Genomic DNA, 18,254 nt, shown 5'->3' with positions numbered 1-18,254 from the left:
ATGGACATAGAAGCACCGAACCTGCTCCTTTCTTTGGATGGATGTCAGCAAAAAACCATTCTCCCAAAGCTTGGGGCACTTTTTCGTAAGGGGGGTACTCAAGATGGCAAAGAAAAGCAAGGCTTATCAAAAATCTGTCAGGGTAAAGCTGATCGAGCTGTTGATTGCAATTCTTTTGTTTGGCGAACTCATTTATGTTTTCGGCTACACGGACAGCAACGCTCTGAAGATTTTTACGGGAATTGCCTTTGGGCTTTTTTTATTCGGCATGTTTATTGTCACGGTCGGAAGCCCGGACGAGAAGGAGGACAGGAAGGAAACAGGCATTTCCAAGCTCGTGCTGCTGGACGAGGACGGCGAGAGCGTGAAGGAGTGGTTTATCCAGGGAGCGACCTCGCTTTTGATCGGCAAAAACACGAACCAGAACGAAGTCGACATCGACTTGTCTGACGCCGAGTACGCTGCTCTGATCAGCAAACAGCATGCAGTGCTCAACCATGCTTCGGGCAACTGGTTTATCGAGGATGTTCACTCCCGCAACGGCACTGGAATCAAACAGCCGAACAGCCGCGACAAGAACAAGCTGGAAATCGAGCAGCCGCACAAAGTGAAGGCGGGCGACATCATTTACATAGCCAATACACGCTTGCTGCTGAAGTAGACGAGCAGGTGGAGAGACACGAAACGGGGGAAGACTTGAATGAGTTTGACGAGATGCGCAAATGGACACATGTTTAGCACGAGAAAACACGGCAGCACTTGCCCGTATTGCAGCCTGGTGGTAGAGCCTGCGGCAAAGGCGGAGAACCGAATGCCTGCCAGGGGCGGCGACGAAGATGACAAGACCATGCCTTACTTGGGGGAGACAGAAGGCATCGAGCCTGTCACAGGCTGGCTGGTCTGCATCGATGGGCCACAGCAAGGACAAGACTACCGCATCATGGCAGAAAAAAACTTCATCGGACGCTCCGAGGATATGCATATCCGCATCATCGGGGATAACAAAATTTCTCGCAGAAACCATGCCGTCATCGTCTACGATCCGAAAAAGCGCAATTTCTACCTGCTCCCCGGCGATGCCTCCGGTCTGGCTTACCACAATAACGAAGCGGTGTACACGCCAGTCGAGCTGACTGCCTATGACGTCATCCAGCTTGGCGGCAGTACGTTTATTTTCATCCCGCTGTGCGGGGTTCACTTTGAATGGGACAACGCAAGCAAAGGCAAGGAATGATGAGCATGTTTGCACAGGAGATCATTCCTTATCTGGTTGTGTTTGCCGTCATAGCTGTCATCATTTGGTTGTTTCGCGTTCGTGCCGCTTGGATCAGAGAGGAAAAGCATCCGGTCATTCAGATTGGCAATGGACAGACGATTGGCAGAAGAGCAGAGCAGGATGACTATTTTGCCACGACAACGACCTCGCACGGAACGATTGCTGTGCTGGCAGACGGCATCAGCGGCCTTGCCAACGGCAGACTGGCATCGACTTTGGCCGTCCAGACGTTTATTCGCGAGTTCGCCAAGCTGGACCATCCGCGCCACCTCTCTCTTTTCTTTTCCCGAGCCGCTGCGCTTGCCAACGGGGAGATTTTGCAGGCGCTAAAAGGCAGCCGGGGAGGCACTACGCTGGTTGCGGCAGTCATTCACGACGGCATGCTGCATTGGGGCGCGGTCGGGGATAGTGTCCTGACTGTTTTTCGCGGGGGAGAATTTATTCCGATCAATCAAAAGGACATTTACGAATCGGTGTTGGAAGAGCGTTTTCTCGCGGGGGAAATCAGCAAAGACGAAGCGATCAGCCATCCAAAGAAAAAGCAGCTGATCAATTACCTCGGCTACGAAGGCTTTCATAATATCGAGATTGGCCGCGAGCCTTTTCCGCTGGAGAAGGGCGACAAGGTGATTCTGATCAGCGACGGCGTCTACGATACGTTGACAGAAGTGGAGCTGGAGAAAATCTTGTTTCAGAACATTTCCTCCCACGATGCTGCCGAGCAAATCATCGATGCCGTCGAGAGCAAGCAAAAAGCCAACCAGGACAACGCGACCATTCTGATTTTGGAAAAAGGTTGGTGAGATCGAGGGCAGCAGCATCCGGAAGAGAAGGAGGAGCGGGTAGTTAAGGATGAGAAGGGACAACAGTGAATTTGTAACCGGATTTTTGTCCGAGTCAGGCACGCATGTGCGCAACAAGGATTACTTTGCCTACACCGAACTGGATGATATTGCTTGCTGGGTGATCGCCCGCGGTTTGGATACGGATCAGGAAGTGCAGAGCGCCGAGCTTGCGGTCAAAAGCGTCCTGGGACACTTTATGCAAAAGCCGTCTCTCTCCCGCTATCGCATCAGCCGCTACTTGCAGGAAGCGCATCGCGTGCTCCGGCAGGAGAGCCATCGGGTGCGGCTGAAGGCCAGTCTGACGCTGATCGTCACCGACTATGCCCGCGTCGTTTACGGTGTGGCCGGGAACACGAGACTGTATATGTTTCGCAACGGACGGCTGCATTTGCGGAGCAAGGACCAGAGTCTGTCGCAACAGATGGCGGATGGAGAAGAAATCGCAGAGGACGTGCTTGACTGCCACGAGGAGCGCCACAATCTGTTGAATTACTTGGGAACGCCGGATGAATTTCGCCCGTACATTTCCAAAAAGCTGCCGCTGTACGACGGAGACGTCTTGCTTTTGACCACTCCGGGGGTGTGGGAGGGAGTCGGTCCAGCCGAGATGCAGGACGCGCTTGAGGAAGCAAAAGATCCCGAAGCGCTGATCGATACGGTGGAGGATGTCTTGTTGAGCAAACAGCAGCGTGTGGTGAACAACTATACGGCTGCGGCGATTTTTGCCAACAAGATTTTCAAGACCGATCCGCAGAAAAAGTGGCGGATTATCAAGCGGGTCGCGATTATCGTCCTGTTGCTTGCCTTGACAGGAGGCGGCGCCCTTTTGTTCAAGATGAAGGAAGCCGAGAGAATCGCCGATGCTGCGACAGGCATGTTCGAGCACGAGCAGAACGGGGATGCGTTTATCGAAGAAAGCGACTATCCGAAAGCGCTCAAGGAATACAGCGAAGCGCGCAATGCCGCCAACATCGTCAAGGACAAAATCCACGCGGCGCTTCTGAACAAAAAGCAGCGAATCACCCAGCTCATCGTGGACGGGGATACGGCGATGAAGGACGAGCAGTATCAGAAAGCGCTGGAAAAATACGACAAGGCGCTCAAGGAAATGAAAGACCGGGACGATTTCAACGAGCCGGAGATTGCTGCCAAAAAGGAAAAGACCGAATCGTATTTGCTCGTGATGCAGTGGAAGAAGGAAGGCGACATGCTGTTCGAGGCGCAAGACTACGAAGGGGCTGCCGCCTTTTATCAAAAGGCGAGAAAGCTGGCGCTGGAATCGTCCTACCTCACGGGGGAAAAAGAGATTCGGGCGAAGCTGGACGAGGTGGAAGCGAAGAAAACGGGCATCAGCAAAGAGCAGAAAATGCTGTCCGCAGACAAGCTGGAGAAAAAAGGCGACGACAGCTACGCCGCTGGCGATTTTGCGGCGGCCATCGAATCGTACACGATGGCGCAGGAGATGTATCAGGAAATCGGCGTGCTGGAAAAGGTTTTGGCGATGGAGCGCAAAGTGACCAAGGTGGAGGAAAAGCTGAATCCGCCAGCCGCAGTGCCTGTTGTTGCTGCTGAGCAAAGCACGCCGCAGGTTGTGCCATCGGCTGCGCAGCAGCAAGGGGGCAATGCGGGTCAAGTCAGCAACACGACTCCGGCAACAACCCCAGCTTCGGCGGCGCAGCAGCAAGCGGGCAATGCGGGTCAAGCCAGCCCACCGACTTCGGCAACAACTCCACCCCCGGCGGTACAGCAGCAAGGGGGTAATGCGGGGCATGCGTCCACCCCGAGTCCGGTCGCAACTCCCGCCCCGGCGGTACAGCAGCAAGGGGGCAATGCAGGGCATGTCACCACCCCGAGTCCGGCAGCAACTCCACCCCCGGCAGTGCAGCAACAAGCACCCAAACCGGGTCAATCCGCCAGTCCGGCTCCTTCCGCTCGGCCAGTCGAGGGCAAGTCCGCTGCCGAATCACCAGCCAATCCGGCGCAAAAGGAGGCTGTCAAAGCACCATGATGAAAGAGATCGTACTGGACCGTTTGAACAAAATGGAAGATTTGGAACAGCGCCGGATGCTGAAGCAGATGATGAACAGCGTGTTTTTGCATCTGGTCGAATATCAGGAGGACATGCAAAAGAAGCTGGAGCAGCGGGTCTTCTCCGAATTTGAGGACAAGGAAGAGAAGCACGACATTTACGTCACGCTATGTCAGCGGGATGACTTCGATCCGATTCACGACTATTTGTACCCGATGATTCCGGGCGACGAACAAAAAACATGGTTCGATCGCAAGGAGTTGTTTGAGCAACTCGCCCGACAGGAAGAAGCGGTGCTCATGACGATTTTTCTGGAGTGCGAGTACAGCCGTCTCCAATCGCTTGCGCATGGCAAGCGGCATTTTCAGGGGCGTTTGACGACAGCGGAGCATTCGTACCCGATCGAAGTGCGCTTGCAGCCAAACCCGCTGTACGTAAACGAGCTGGAAAAGCTGTACAACATGTTTCAAAAAAACGGCATGCCGTGGAAAACCGTGAACCATCCGTACGCGAACAAGTTTTTCGACGTCATCCTCGTCTCCTGCGAGGGCGAGCTTGGCGAGGACGAGGAGATCGTGGAGGTGTCCGTCCACCTGGAAGAGTGGGAGCCTTACAAAAAGCTGGATGTCATCCCGCTCTGGAACATCGAACGGCTGGCCTTGAAAAATATCGGCTTCCCCGTGCCTGCTACCGATCGGGTGAACTTCGAGCACGTGCTGTCGCTGCGCAAGACAGGGAGCCAGCACGGGTATTTGGTAGACGGCGACGAAGCGTTGATCCGCTATATCAAGCGCACGCCCGAAGAATTGACCATCGTGTCTCCCCAGGAAAAGTCGGGAATTTGGCACGTCTGCAAAATTACCCAGCCTGTCGAGACGCCTACGTCCCGCCTGCACTATGAACTGGTGTCCAACCGCCGCAAGAGCAGCTTTGTCACCAGCTTCGCGCGCAAGCAAGGAATGCCGGTCCGGGCCAAGGGAGAGATCATTCGCATCGTCCACTCCTTCGAAGCAGCGGAGCAGCTGGAGCTTGTGCATGTGGAAATTCGCGAAAAAAGCAAAGGGACGGCCGCTACGTATGAGATGAATCCGTTTATCAGCGACAATGTCCGCGTGGAGCACGATAAAAAAATCATGCATCTCGGCTTTCGCAAGCGCGGAACCGACAGCTTTATTTTAGAGGATATGATGAGCTTTCTCGTGTCCGAGATTCAGATGTATTTCCCGGAATACAAGTGCGAAGGAGAATGGGCGTGAACTACATCTGGGATCTGGTCATCAAGGCCAGGCGCGCCGGAGTTGCCAAAAGAGACATTACGTTCCAAGCGGCGAAGGTGTACTCGCCTTACATGGAGCTGAGCCAGGAAGCGATCAACGCCAAAACCGTGGAGAAGACGGTAGAAGTGAACCCGTTCTATCGCTTTGACGATATTTTCCGCGAGCTGTTTGATGTCAATTACACGGATGAGCCTGAACTGCGTCACGTCTTGTTTGACATCGTCATTCACCTGTTGGCCGATATCGATCTGGTGCAAGGAATGAACAAGCGAGAATACTACATCCGCTTTGTGTTGCGCGATCTCGAAGCGGGACTGTTCGGCAAAAGGACGGCGGATCACATTCGGTTGTTCACCCAGGAAGAACGTGAAATCATTGCGGGCAATTTGTTGCGACTGTATGAGACGGGAGAAGCAGTTTATTTGCTGCGGGACACGATGCGAAAAATTTTTCCCCGCTCGACCATCTACGCAAACTGCGAGGAGAAGGATGAACTGCTTCTGTATGTCGGGCAGGAGGAGACGGCAGCAGCGCGGGCAAGGCTGGAGCTGATCAAGGACATTTTCCTGCCTGTTCGCTTCCAGACAGAAGTGTATTGGCGCAACCACTTTGGCATTCTCGATGTGGAGGAAACCATGCAAATCGACAGCATGGCAATGTACTAGAAGGCACGTGATTTTGCTAGAAAGTCATGTGGGTGTGGGAGGAGCGTTCTCATGAGTAAAATGTCGTACAAGCTTCATATTCAAAAAGGCAGCATGGACGTCCCGCGAAACGAAACCACGTATACGCGAGATGAGCTGATGGAGATGACGACCTTTCAGCTGCGCAATATTTGTTACAAGGAAAAGCTGGTTGGCTCGGTTGTGAACAATCTCGATCGGGAAGGATTGCTGAACACGATCTTGCGGTTTCGCAGCGCGGAGGAGAGCTTGTTTATCGAAGCAGATACAACAGGCGGCTTTGAACGGATCGAAGCGGCTTTGCATGCCTACTTGAATACGCCGCTGCCTGGGGCGGACTCCATCAAAATCCCGGCAAAGATGAGTTTGTATGCCGGGCTGGCTGTAGACAGGCTGGATGGCTATCGGGTGGAGTCGGCCCAAGGCTTGTCCGAGTCGAATGTCCTGCTCGTCAATGACTACATGGAGCTGTGCGGCATTTTTCAGCTGCGCAAAGAGGCAGACAAGCAGGGACGGTACATGCTGTTTTCCCACAAGGACGTCCCGTGGCGCAAAACCGTGAATCAGAGCTACAGCCTGCTCTTTTTTCGCAAGCAAGACTCGGATTATTTGTACAAAGCATACACCGAGGATAAGCCGCTCCCCCCTGTCAACTTGCACTATTACAAAGTGCCTGTAACGGATCTGGAAATCAGGGAGCTGGAAGAGACGGATGCTGTGCTGGCGATTGATTTCGGCACTTCTTCCACGACCGCTGGCGCTTTTTTGGACCACCAGTATGTCAGCGCCCCTTCCAGCAACGATTTGCTGAATGGCCGGATCAAGCTGAATGCGATCAATTACGTCGCGTTTCCAGACACGACCCAGAAAACAGAAGAGTGGATCGAGGTATTGCCGACCGTTGTCCAGGTAGCAGACTGCTCCGTCGCGCAAGACGTGCGCTACCACATCGGCTACGAAGCGCTGCGCCAGATGAAAAAGAACGGATACAGCTCGCATGCGACCGTATTTTTCGGATTGAAGCGCTGGGTGAACAGCTATCACAAGCTGGAAGAAGTGATGGACAGCCAAGGGAATACGGCCATGGTCAAACGTAGCGACATTTTGCGGCAGTACCTGCTGCATGTCATCCAGACGGCGGAGCATCAGTTCAAGTGTCGGTTTCGGCACTTGCATATCACCAGTCCTGTGAAGCTGAAAACGCAGTTCATCGAGATGTTTACGGACATTTTGCCGGAATACCGCATCGAATCGCAGGATGCGCTGGATGAAGGGATGGCGGTGCTGTTCAACACGATCGCGGACCAGATTGACAAAGACAGCTTCCTCGACGGCGAGACGTACCAAGCGCTGGTCATTGACTGCGGCGGAGGAACGACCGACTTGTCATCGTGCCGCTTTCGCATCGAGGATGGCCACATCTCCTATCGCATCGACATTAGCACGACCTACGAAAACGGCGATACGAACTTTGGCGGCAACAACATCACATACCGGATCATGCAGTTCATGAAAATCGTGTTTGCCGACTACTACAGCAAAGGCCGCCACGTAACCGACATCGACCAACTGATCGACATCCCCGGCTCGGAAATATTCCGGCATGTAGATGAGTTTGGCGTCGATGCTGTCTACGAGCAATTCGAACGGCGCTACCGGGAGGCAGAGGCGCTTTTGCCCACCTGCTACAAAGCTTACGAGAACAAAAGCCGCGACGACTATCAGCGCGTCCGCAACAACTTTCACTTTTTATGGGACCTGGCAGACCATATGAAAAAGGAGTTTTTCCGTCAGACGGGCATTTTGCGCAACCGGTTTACAGCCGAAGGAGAGCAGCGTCAGGAGCAGGATTTGAAGCTGACAACAGTCGAGCGCTGGGTGCTGTCGATACGCGAGGATGGTCGCTTCCGGGATGTGTACGACTTGCCTGACGTCGTCTTCAACAGCAAAGAGATCAACCATTTGATCAAGGCGGACATTTACGAGATTTTGCGGGTGTTCCTCGACGATTTTTATCAGGAAGGAAAGCTCGCGGACTTTTCCATCATCAAGCTGACCGGGCAGTCGTGCCGGATTGACGTGTTTCGCGAAGCGTTGAAGGAGTTCGTGCCGGGACGCAGCATCGAATTTCGCCAGAGGTCCGAGGACGCAGGAAAAGTACCCGACCTGAAGCTGTCCTGCCTGCGCGGCGCACTTCGTTATCAGAGCGCGAAAAAAGCGGGATTCATCGAAGCGCAAATCACCAATCACGCGCCTGTCGTTCCTTACTCGGTGACGGCGTTCACGCACAACAGACAGGAGCGGATACTGATTCGCAGTCAGGAAAAGCTGAGCCAGGTGCATGGGGCCATCTCCCGTCCGTACGGAGTGAGCGAGGTGGAGTTTTTCCTCAAGGAAAGCGACGGACTTTTGCGCAAGCGCTATTTGTACACGGACGACAGAAGCGCGTACAAACCTGTGCTCTACGAAGAAATCCAGGCCAAGTACGCAAGCCACATTCCCCAGGAAGAAACCGACTCGATTCAAAACGGAGAGGTCAAGTTTTTCGTGTTTTCAGGCGGCAGCGAATGGGGATTCCACGTGGTGCCAGTCGCTAGGCAAAACGAGCAGCTGCTTCTGGGGAAAAAAGTGTTCTTCGCCTTTGAAAGCGATTTGTCCGAGCTGGACTTTTTCGACGGGATGAAATAGCGAGTCAACCTAATCCATATGAACAAGAAGGGGGGAACAGCCTTGTTTTCCCATCTCTCTCCCCAATTTCACAAGGGGCGGATTCTCAAGCGGGAAATGCTCGAAAACTTGCGGGACTATCCGAGACATCTCGCCGAGCTGCATTTTCTCGCCTACACGGACGGAATTATTTCCGGCATGGACGTTGCGGTCGAGGACGGACAGCTCGTCGTCGGCCGCGGCATCATCAAGCATCAAGGCCGGATTTATTTGCTGGATCGCGAGGAACGGCTCCCGTACGAAGCGACAGGCAAGGAGACGATGCTGAAAATACGTTTCGACGAGCAGACGACGTTGACCGACTTTTTGGCGTACGAGACGCACTATGTGCTCGATACGAACATGGACATCGGGACGGATGAGCGCGAGCTGGGCCGTTTCAAGCTCAAGGAAGGCGCGAAGCTGCGCTCGGATTACCCGTATTTTCTCGATTTGACAACAGAGTACAACACGTGGAATTTCACGAATGTGGAATATGCAGGCCAGCAATACCCGACACTCGCTCCGGCGATCTTGCGTTATTTTTCGCACGAGCTGTTGAAGACCAAAACGACAAACGCCTTCGACCTCGCTTTTGCCACGCAAGGAATCAACGCCGAGCGAGTGGAGCGCGACCTGATTCTTCATTATATAGGCACCCGGTTGGGCTTCGGCTATCGCGCCAGCTCCAACCCGCAGATCGTCAGCTATTTGGGGCGTATTTTGGAAGAGGCGAAGAGCGGCGACAAGCCCAAACAAGAGTGGCGGGCGTCCGGGCGGCAGCGGGTGATTGTGGATTAGCGGAAGCGGGATGGCAACAATCAGGCAGTAGCCAGACGGGAGGGATTCGATGAGCAGCCAGTTTTTCACCTACAAGAACATCCAAGTGATGCCGTATGAACTGACTCATTTGCAAACGTTGAAAGTCGTGAAAAAAATGAACGAGCACGCGCGGCTTTGGTTTACCGGAATCATTTCCGAGGAGCAGAAGGATAGTTATGTGAATCAAACCAATTCGCAAACACCTGTCAAAATCGTTTTGACGGACGGAAAAGGAAAGCCGACAGCCTGGTTTGAGGGCATCGTGCTGCGGGTCAATGTCAAAGCGAGTCGGGGCGTGTATTACTTGTCGGTAGAGGCGGTTTCGTACACGTATTTGCTTGATGTCAAAACGAAGAAGCGCTCCTTCCAAAACCCGGCGATGACGTATGCCAATCTGGTGAAGACGGTACTGTCAGCGTATGGTAAAGCCGATTTTATCGACTCGGTTACCAAAGGCAAAACGCTTGGCACCTTTATCATGCAATACGAGGAGACAGACTGGCAGTTTCTGAAAAGAATGGCTTCGCGCTTCTATACCAGTCTTGTTCCCGCCACGACTTTTCCGCTGCCTAAATTTTTCTTTGGACTGCCAAGCGGCCAGGACAAGGGCAAATTGACGGCTGGCCACTACACCGTCCACAAGCGGGTGGGCGAGTTCCAAAGCGATTCGGAAAATAAGATTCCCGGAATCAACGAGCAAGACTATACGGTGTACGAGGTAGAGAGTGAGCAAGTTCTTGAGGTAGGCAACGAAGTCCAGTTCAAAAACAGGCCGCTTGTGGTCGGGGAAGCTGTCTCAGAAATCAAGGACGGCATTTTGACGCATACGTACAAGCTGTTTCCGCGCAAAGGCATGTACCGCAAGAAGCTGTACAATCATGCGATCATCGGGGCTTCCATCCAGGGACGCGTGCTCCAGATCCAAAATGACAATGTGCGGGCCAAGCTGGACATGGATGACCAGCAAGACCAGAGCACAGCTTACTGGTTTCCGTATTCGACGATTTACACATCCGAAAACCAGACGGGCTGGTACGTCATGCCGGAGGTCAACGATCAAATCCGGATTTATTTTCCCAGCAAGAAGGAAGAGGACGGGATAGCCATCAGCTCGGTTCTGAAGGATATTCCAGACGCCAAACCGGATGCCAAGAAAAAGTCAGGCGGCTCGGGAGGCGGAGCTGCTGCCGCAGGAGGAAGCGGCGGCGGAAACGATCGGATGAAAGATCCGGCGGTCAAGACGTTTCGTACGAAATACGGAAAAGAAATTGTGCTGGCTCCCGATAAAATCGTCATTTCCGCGGGGGAGATGTCGATTACGATCAGCGACAAGCACGGAATATCGATTGTGAGCAACCAAAACGTGAACATTACAGCCGGACAAGACATCAACATGTCTGGAAACACGATACACATTAATGCGCAAAAGATCGAGCTGACAGGCAAAGGGAACACGATTACGTTGGAAGACAAAATTGAAATGAAGGGCTCGGAAATCAAGATGAACTAGGAGGCTCGTTCAGCCATGAAAAAAGCGGAAGCGCTCCAGCATCTGTACGAGCAGGTCGCTTTGCCTGCGCTGGAAGAATGTGTTGCGGCTTTGGAATCTTTTTTTCTGGAAAACAGGGAGCGGCTCGTAGCGGATTTTGTGGAAGCGATGCGGCAGTTTGCCATCCAGATTAAAGAAAGGCAGGCACGAGGTGTTATGCCAGCTGTCGGATTTATTCACCTTTCGCTGTTGCGCACGTCCGTGTTGGACGGATCAAACCAATATTTGCTCGAAGCTTATACAGACAAATGGTATTGGGATGAGGCGGCTTGCTTTTCCCGCTATGACGCAGGCTGGGCTTTTCAAGAAATCTCCGGACTTCTGCGACTTTTGGAAGAGCGGCGCAAAAGGTACATGGGCGTGCTGGATGCACCGGATGTAGAACGGATGGTGCTCAAGGAGTTGGACTTTTTTGCCCAATTCGTGACAGCTCTTGCCCGTCTCTCCCTATCAGAAGTGGTCAAGCTGCCAGAGTACAAGCAATTGGAAAAAGCGCAGCGATTTCAAATCCGGGTGGGCGAGTTTAAAGATTTGAGCGAGCCGGTCTATGTGGAAGATATCCAGGCGAGAGAAGAAGAGGAAGCGAGAAAGCTGCTGGAGCAAACAAAAGGGGCGCAGTGTACGCACGAAACATTTGCCAACATGCAGTTGCGCGAGATCAAGGCGGACGGGCTGGATTTGCGATTCAACGACTTTAGCAGCAGTGATCTGGCTAACAGCGAGTTTCGTCAATGCGTGCTGATGGGTACGCGCTGGATCGGCAGCAAGCTGACAAACGCTGACTTTCGCCATTCGTTGCTTTGTGATGCCGATTTTCGCCAAAGCGACCTTCGTGGGGCCAATTTCACTTACACAGACGGACAGACAAGCAATGACAAACGGTATAGGCAACCGGGCTTGCTTGGCATCCGGTTTGATCAGGCGAATCTGGAGGGGGCGGATTTTCGCCATTCTCGTCTATACAGGGCAAGCTTCTGCGGAGCAAATTTACGACAGGCGATCTTTTTGGAACGGGATCAGGATCGGTTTGCGTTGACGGACGAACAACGGGAAGAGATTTGCTGGGCAGCGGAATGAAGGAGGTGATCACGGTGCGGGATTACTATTTGCTCACGGAGGACAGGCGTATCTCGCGGAAGGTGCAGCCCACTGGCTTGCCACTGGAAGAGGGGATCGAGGCGCTTTTGCCCGTGACTGTTTTGGAAGTCCGGTCGGAGGGGAGCCTCACGTATCCGGATTGGTTGGACAGGCCGTTGTACATGCTGTCCGACCGGATGAAATCCATTACCGCCAAGTACAATCTGGGCATTCATTGGAAACGTGTCGATTTGATCGACCGACAACAAAACGATCGGAATGTGTATTGGATCATGCAGGTTCCCCCGGTGGATGCGCTATCCGCGGGCAGCGAGTTTCACCAGAATGGAGCGTTGAAAAGAATGGTGCTGGACTACGAAAAGGTAAAGCGACACCATTTCTTCTCGGTGCAAGGCATTTTGGAGCCGTACATCGTGGTGAGTCTGGATGCGGCGGAAAGTTTTCTGCGTAGAGGCTTGACTGGTTTCGTATTGCAAAAAGTGGAGATCGAGTCGGGGAGACAGACATGACAGAACATTGGGATGAAAAAATTTTGGATGTGTGGAATGAGCTGCAAATGAAGCGGCAGCTGGAGGAGATGAGTCGGCAGCGACCACAGTTGACCTGGGAAGAATGTCTGGCGGCTGCGGAGCTTGGAAGCATGGAGCATGACGGGCGCACGTTCGCGTTTGAGGAGAAAGTGATCTTCGACGGACAGGTAAGCATGATTTTGCCGCGCACGCTCCAGCTTATGCCGAGAGGACTGGTAGGCAAAAGCAGCACGGCACAGCAGCATGAGCAGCTGGCTTTTCAGGACGAAGCAGGCACGATTTTGCTTGGTCTCAACCATATGATCCATGCGCTTTCGGTGAATGAGAGCGAAATTTTTTTGCGTGAGATGACGGCACAGATCAAAAGCAAGACGCCAGGTTTGCAGATCGTAAAAAACGATGTGTGGGAGCAAGCTGGTCGGTTAATGGCGAGCTACGAATATGTCGTTCCGAAGCCAGACGGCAACTTTTATCAGATCATGTTCGCGACGTCGCTAAACGGGAGAGCTTTTTTTGGCAGCCTGGTGTTTTCGGCGAGTGAAGCGTGGGTGTGGCAGCCGCTTGCGACCGCATTGATCCGGACTCTCAAGATAAGCGAGGGCGTATAAGCTTTTGGTGAATGAGTGGGAAAGGAGAGAGGGATATGCTGGAAAACTTGCTCAGGGCGCTGAGTGCAGGAATATTTGGCGAAGAGTATTCGTATGTCGTACGCGGTGCGACAGCAAAATGCTCGCAAGGAACAGACCCCGGGGTGCTAAACTTGCCTACGTGCCACGGAGTGTACAGTCGCGGAAAGCCTGTCATGAACGTCGCAGATCACGCTTCGGGTGCGAATATTGGCTGCTTCGGATTTTGCAAGCTGACGGGAAGCCAGTGCGTGCCGCAGACGCCGGAAAAGTGGACGGACGGAAAAGAGGATGTGCTGGTGGATAACGAACCCGCTTTGCTGAGCAAATCGCGGCTAGTTTGCACTGCCTCAGGCATCATCACCATTGACAAGGACGGACAAGATTGACGTCAACCTGCGACCTGAAAAAGGGAGGGAAATGACATGCAGGCAACAGATGGCGTCATGACCTATCACGATTTGCAAGTCGTCTGGCCGTATGGGCCGATCCGGCTGGACAGCCTGACATTTTTGCATCAGACGGGCACGCATGCGACTTTGCGCCTGACCGGAATCGTCCCGGAAGACAAAGAAGAGGAAATCATCCATCTCGCCAGCAACCACGACGGCATCGGGCTGTACGGGAAACAGGGCGCGGCGAAAAAGCCGATTTTCATGGGTTGCTTGCAGCATGTGGAGATCAAAGTCGTCCGGGATATTCATTACGTGACGATTCAAGCGATTTCCCATACATACGCGATGGACTTGAGTCCGAAAACACGCTCTTTTCAACAGGTAGACCGCCTGTACCGGGATGTCGTCGAGGAAGCTTTGTCCGTCTATCCGGGCGGAGATTTCATCGACCAAGCTTTTGACGAGAAAAAGCAGGGCAAGTTCATCATGCAGTACGAGGAGACAGACTGGACGTTTGTCAGGCGCATCGCTTCGCATGTGGGAGCCGTCCTCGTCCCGGATGTCAGTGACCACAAGGTGCGTTTCTGGATCGGAATGCCAGAGGGACGCAAGCAAATCAAGCTGGAAGCGGCTCCGTACGAGGTCAACCGGGCGATTGCGCCATATATGAAAAAAGCGGCGAACGGCGCATCCTCGCTGTCCGAATACCAGTATACGACGTACACCTTCGCTCACGACGAGTGGCTGCACATCGGCGATGAGGTGCAGCGTGACGGCCGAACGTTTGTCATCACGAAGGTTACCGCAACGCTGGAGCAGGGACTGTTGAAGTGGACCTATGTGTGCGCTGTGCCTGAATCGGTCAAACAGACGAAGCTGTACAACTCCGCGATCATCGGCGCAGCCATCGACGGCAAAATCATTCAGGTTGGCCGCAACCAGGTCAAAATTCACTTGAATATGGACCAAAAACAAGACGCAAGCAAAGCCCAATGGTTCCCGTACGCCGCAGAAGGCAACCAGATTTTATACCTCATGCCAGAGCTTGGTTCCAAGGTCAAGCTGTACTTCCCCGGCGCAGAAGAAGACGACGGCATGGTCATGAACTCCGTGCGCCACGCCCCGCAAGGCGAAGCCGTCCAGAAGCAAGCGAAAAAAATGCAGGACCCGGGAGTCAAATCGTTCGGCAACCCCCAAGGCAAAGAGTTCACGCTGGGCGACAAAGAGCTGACGATGACGGCGCAGGAGGGCATGCTGTACATCTCCATGAATCAGGATGCGGGCGTCAGTTTCAATAGTGCTTCGCAGGTGCGGATTCAAGGAAAGGGCGCCGTGAGCCTGAGCGGTGCGGCTGTTCATTTGTCCGGCACAGAAGGATTGACGGTCAAAACGGCAGGAGATGCCCTAGAGTTAATCGAAGAAGCAAATGCGAGCAGTGAAAACATTCAGCTGGAGGCGAGTGCCCGGCATTCTTTTCCGCAACTGTTAAGTGCGTTTGAGCAAGATGTAGCGGCCAACGGGATTCTTGCGGTCATGGCGAAACGCACCTTGGATAACCAGATCGCAGAGGTGGAAGGGAAGTTTGCGGCCTTTGGGGATACGTTGGCTGGTTTGTGGGGGGCGGCGGTAGACGCGGGCGACCTGGTTGTGACAGGTGTTTTGGGAGGCGATGACGCCCAAAGCTTGTATGAGTTTGTGAGCGGCTCCGAAGTCGGTTCGCTGACCGAGAGGAACAACTTGGCCAAAGGAGCAGTGGAAGTCGCCACGAACACAGCCGAATACGTAGAGAACGTGGCTTCGGGCAAAAAATCGTGGCAGGACGTAGCCCAAGATGCAGGCGACGCAGCCGTCTCGATCGGGACAGGATTATACAACGATTACATCGACCCTTTTGTGAAAGACGAGAAGTACAAACAGGATAATTTGCACGGCGGTCTGTGGACCCGCTCGGTCGAAGAAAGCTACGCAAAAGGGCAAAACGAGTTCAAGAAAGACATGGTCGTAGCGGAAGCCGTGCTGACGGTGTATAGCGGTGGAATGGGCACAGCAGCATTAAAAGGCGGCAAATCGGTGGCGAAGTTGGACGTGGACGCGCCGCATGGTTCCAAAAAGCCGCACGCTAATAGTGATTCGGACGGCGGAAAGGGAAGAGGCGGACCCCTGCACGGCTCCGGCAAAAATGACATGTTGGAAGGCGTGCCCCTCAAGGACGGGAAGCTCAAGACGAAGGCCAAGCTGCTGGATGATGTGTTAAAAGAGCTGAGCGAAACGATTGCGAAGTTCCTCGAAAAGATGAGCGAGCAGTTAAACGGAAGACTGGTCGTGATGGAAGATGCGATGACGGGTCAACGCTTTTTCTTCTGGGAGAAAGGGGAGGGCTATTCCTTTTCGAAAGATCGGACAGGGCAAGGCGGGTCGCATAGTTCGGGGACATCAAAGGGGCATGACAGTAAAGCTACTGATACGGATGTTCCCAGCAAGAATACGCCGCCAAAAGGAGGAAAGGCAAGCGGAGACCTCGGGCATTCTCATCATGATGAGCCAGTTACTGATAAGAAGGGTAATGATGCTAATAAAAATCAGTCTCATGAGAAGGAGAAGGCAGGGGCTGAGGGGACGGGTAAACCTGATTCAAATGTAAGCTATGGGAAAGTGTTTCCAACAAGAAAAATTGATTTAGATACAGAAGGGCACATTATTGAAAGGGTTAGAGAGTTAAGGAGCAAGCTTTCTAATAGACTTAAAGATGAACTTAATTTTGCATATTCAGAAGTAGACATAGAAGGAATGGACAAAAAGGAATTTTATGCACATAGTAGTTTAAATGGAGATAACAAGGCAAAAGACTATGCTGATTATTCGTTAAAGCCAACTAAACCAAAGTATGAGGCTACCCTTGCACCAGACAGGGGTGGGAATATAAGAAAAAGAGATAATGATACGGAGTATAAAATTCTAAATGATTTAGCTGCCAGACTAGATAAATTAAAGGAGCCTTCAAAAACCCGTGGTAAAATAAAATTATTCACTGAAATAGATACGTGTGCAAGTTGTAGCAGGATTATTGAGCGATTTCACAAAGATTATCCAAATATTGTTATTGAAGTAATTCATAACGGCGATGAATTAGTTGATCCTTAACATAACTAAAAAGGAGATAGATATATGAGACGAAATTATGAAGCTTTATTTGGTGCGTTTTATGAGAGATATTTTGATTTTAAAAGCGAGAAGATGAGTGATGCTGAAGCACTTGCCTGCACATCTGATGCATATTTTGGTGTACAAAGTAGAGGTGAAATGGAGAAGGCAGTAGTAAACATAGCAGAAGGAAAGATCTATTTAACACATTCCAAAATATTTGTTAAAGCAAAAGAGAAAATAGTTGAGGCATTAAATTCACTAGATTTACAGAAACTTCAACTTGAAACAACTCCAGATGAGTATAAGGACATATTGGAGCGCAGAGATATGGTACTAGATGAAATTGATAATATCACAGTGGATTATAGCCCATACACAAGATGGCACTACTATGAAATGGAAAAAGAAGTAAAGAATTACTTTTGGATAATTGTTAATGAAGTGAAAGATAAAAATGGAATTATAGAGAAAGTATTGGAGCGATTTGAACGTGAATGTACAAATACGCTGAGTGAAAATATTGTTGTTAAAACTACGCTTGTAGAGTTATTACTTAGATATGATATTAAGGAAAATGAACAATTTGTAGAAATCAGAAAGGAACTGGAACAGTTCGATGTAAATGAAATAGGTGAACAATTAACAGAAGATGAGAAGATAGACTTGTCCATCCGAATTAAAGAAGTGTTGAGTAAGCTTTAGCGAAGACGAATAGTCTAAGGTTATTTACAACTCCAACAACAAGATCGTACAACCAACAAACCAAATACTAAAAAATTTAATAATCATGCTTGATTAACTTTCAAAAGCTCTTTCCACCTGAATCATGAGTAGGAATGAGCTTTTTGTCATACAGGAGCAAATATGGAGTGCGTTTGAGCAAGATGTAGCGGCCAACGGGATTCTTGCGGTCATGGCGAAACGAACCTTGGATAACCAGATCGCCGAGGTGGAAGGGAAGTTTGCGGCCTTTGGGGATACGTTGGCTGGTTTGTGGGGCGCGGCGGTAGACGCGGGCGACCTGGTTGTGACAGGTGTTTTGGGAGGCGATGACGCCCAAAGCTTGTATGAGTTTGTGAGCGGCTCCGAAGTCGGTTCGCTGACCGAGAGGAACAACTTGGCCAAAGGAGCGGTGGAAGTCGCTACCAACACAGCCGAATATGTAGAGAACGTGGCTTCAGGCAAAAAATCATGGCAGGACGTAGCCCAAGATGCAGGCGACGCAGCCGTCTCGATCGGGACAGGATTATACAACGATTACATCGACCCTTTTG

15 protein-coding genes and 1 pseudogene are annotated in these 18,254 nt (G+C 51.9%); all 16 read left to right on the top strand.

All coding sequences use genetic code 11. From position 1 onward, the window contains the following. The first annotated feature begins 103 nt into the window (after nt 1-103). Nucleotides 104-661 carry an FHA domain-containing protein gene (locus tag EDM60_RS22215; protein ID WP_122965920.1) on the top strand — a complete coding sequence of 186 codons (558 nt, stop codon included), beginning with the start codon at nt 104-106 and terminating at the stop codon, nt 659-661. 39 nt (nt 662-700) lie between these two features. Then, nucleotides 701-1,234, top strand: coding sequence for an FHA domain-containing protein (locus EDM60_RS22210; protein WP_122965919.1), 534 nt, complete (start codon nt 701-703; stop codon nt 1,232-1,234). 5 nt (nt 1,235-1,239) lie between these two features. Then, entirely contained in the window at nt 1,240-2,079 is an 840-nt protein-coding gene (locus tag EDM60_RS22205) for a PP2C family protein-serine/threonine phosphatase (protein ID WP_122965918.1), read from the top strand. Nucleotides 2,080-2,128: 49 nt separating this feature from the next. Next, nucleotides 2,129-4,129: a PP2C family protein-serine/threonine phosphatase gene (locus EDM60_RS22200; protein WP_122965917.1), complete on the top strand. Its 2,001-nt coding sequence runs from the start codon at nt 2,129-2,131 to the stop codon at nt 4,127-4,129. Next, the gene (locus EDM60_RS22195) at nt 4,129-5,406 is read left to right on the top strand and encodes a normocyte-binding protein (protein ID WP_122965996.1); all 1,278 of its coding nucleotides are present in this window, start codon (nt 4,129-4,131) and stop codon (nt 5,404-5,406) included. The genes EDM60_RS22200 and EDM60_RS22195 overlap by 1 nt, the downstream gene beginning before the upstream one ends. Further along, nucleotides 5,397-6,092, top strand: a complete 696-nt coding sequence (locus tag EDM60_RS22190; RefSeq protein WP_122965916.1) for an iron-dependent peroxidase — start codon at nt 5,397-5,399, stop codon at nt 6,090-6,092. The genes EDM60_RS22195 and EDM60_RS22190 overlap by 10 nt, the downstream gene beginning before the upstream one ends. A gap of 51 nt (nt 6,093-6,143) precedes the next feature. Further along, nucleotides 6,144-8,798, top strand: coding sequence for an acetate and sugar kinases/Hsc70/actin family protein (locus tag EDM60_RS22185; RefSeq protein ID WP_122965915.1), 2,655 nt, complete (start codon nt 6,144-6,146; stop codon nt 8,796-8,798). Nucleotides 8,799-8,840: 42 nt separating this feature from the next. Next, nucleotides 8,841-9,617, top strand: coding sequence for a DNA and RNA helicase (locus EDM60_RS22180; RefSeq protein ID WP_122965914.1), 777 nt, complete (start codon nt 8,841-8,843; stop codon nt 9,615-9,617). A gap of 49 nt (nt 9,618-9,666) precedes the next feature. Then, entirely contained in the window at nt 9,667-11,148 is a 1,482-nt protein-coding gene (locus EDM60_RS22175) for a contractile injection system protein, VgrG/Pvc8 family (RefSeq protein WP_122965913.1), read from the top strand. A gap of 15 nt (nt 11,149-11,163) precedes the next feature. Further along, complete coding sequence (locus EDM60_RS22170; protein WP_122965912.1) at nt 11,164-12,264, top strand: pentapeptide repeat-containing protein; 1,101 nt, start codon at nt 11,164-11,166, stop codon at nt 12,262-12,264. A 14-nt stretch (nt 12,265-12,278) separates the two neighbouring features. After that, nucleotides 12,279-12,794 (top strand): hypothetical protein, encoded by a 516-nt coding sequence (locus tag EDM60_RS22165; protein ID WP_122965911.1) that lies wholly within the window; start codon nt 12,279-12,281, stop codon nt 12,792-12,794. Next, nucleotides 12,791-13,423 carry a hypothetical protein gene (locus EDM60_RS22160; protein WP_122965910.1) on the top strand — a complete coding sequence of 211 codons (633 nt, stop codon included), beginning with the start codon at nt 12,791-12,793 and terminating at the stop codon, nt 13,421-13,423. Before EDM60_RS22165 ends, EDM60_RS22160 begins: the two co-directional genes overlap by 4 nt. A 35-nt stretch (nt 13,424-13,458) precedes the next feature. Further along, nucleotides 13,459-13,830, top strand: coding sequence for a DUF4280 domain-containing protein (locus EDM60_RS22155; protein ID WP_122965909.1), 372 nt, complete (start codon nt 13,459-13,461; stop codon nt 13,828-13,830). A gap of 36 nt (nt 13,831-13,866) precedes the next feature. Continuing rightward, nucleotides 13,867-16,977 (top strand): deaminase domain-containing protein, encoded by a 3,111-nt coding sequence (locus EDM60_RS22150; RefSeq protein ID WP_122965908.1) that lies wholly within the window; start codon nt 13,867-13,869, stop codon nt 16,975-16,977. A 24-nt stretch (nt 16,978-17,001) separates the two neighbouring features. Continuing rightward, a complete protein-coding gene (locus EDM60_RS22145; RefSeq protein WP_122965907.1) occupies nt 17,002-17,682 on the top strand; it encodes an Imm3 family immunity protein in 681 nt (226 codons plus the stop codon). Between the two features lie 211 nt (nt 17,683-17,893). After that, nucleotides 17,894-18,254 (top strand): annotated as a pseudogene (locus EDM60_RS22140) (late control protein); the annotation flags it as partial.

Source organism: Brevibacillus parabrevis (assembly GCF_003710905.1).
GTDB lineage: Bacteria > Bacillota > Bacilli > Brevibacillales > Brevibacillaceae > Brevibacillus > Brevibacillus parabrevis.
The sequence above is the reverse complement of the archived record's forward strand: the minus strand, read 5'-3'. Positions and strand labels throughout refer to the sequence as shown.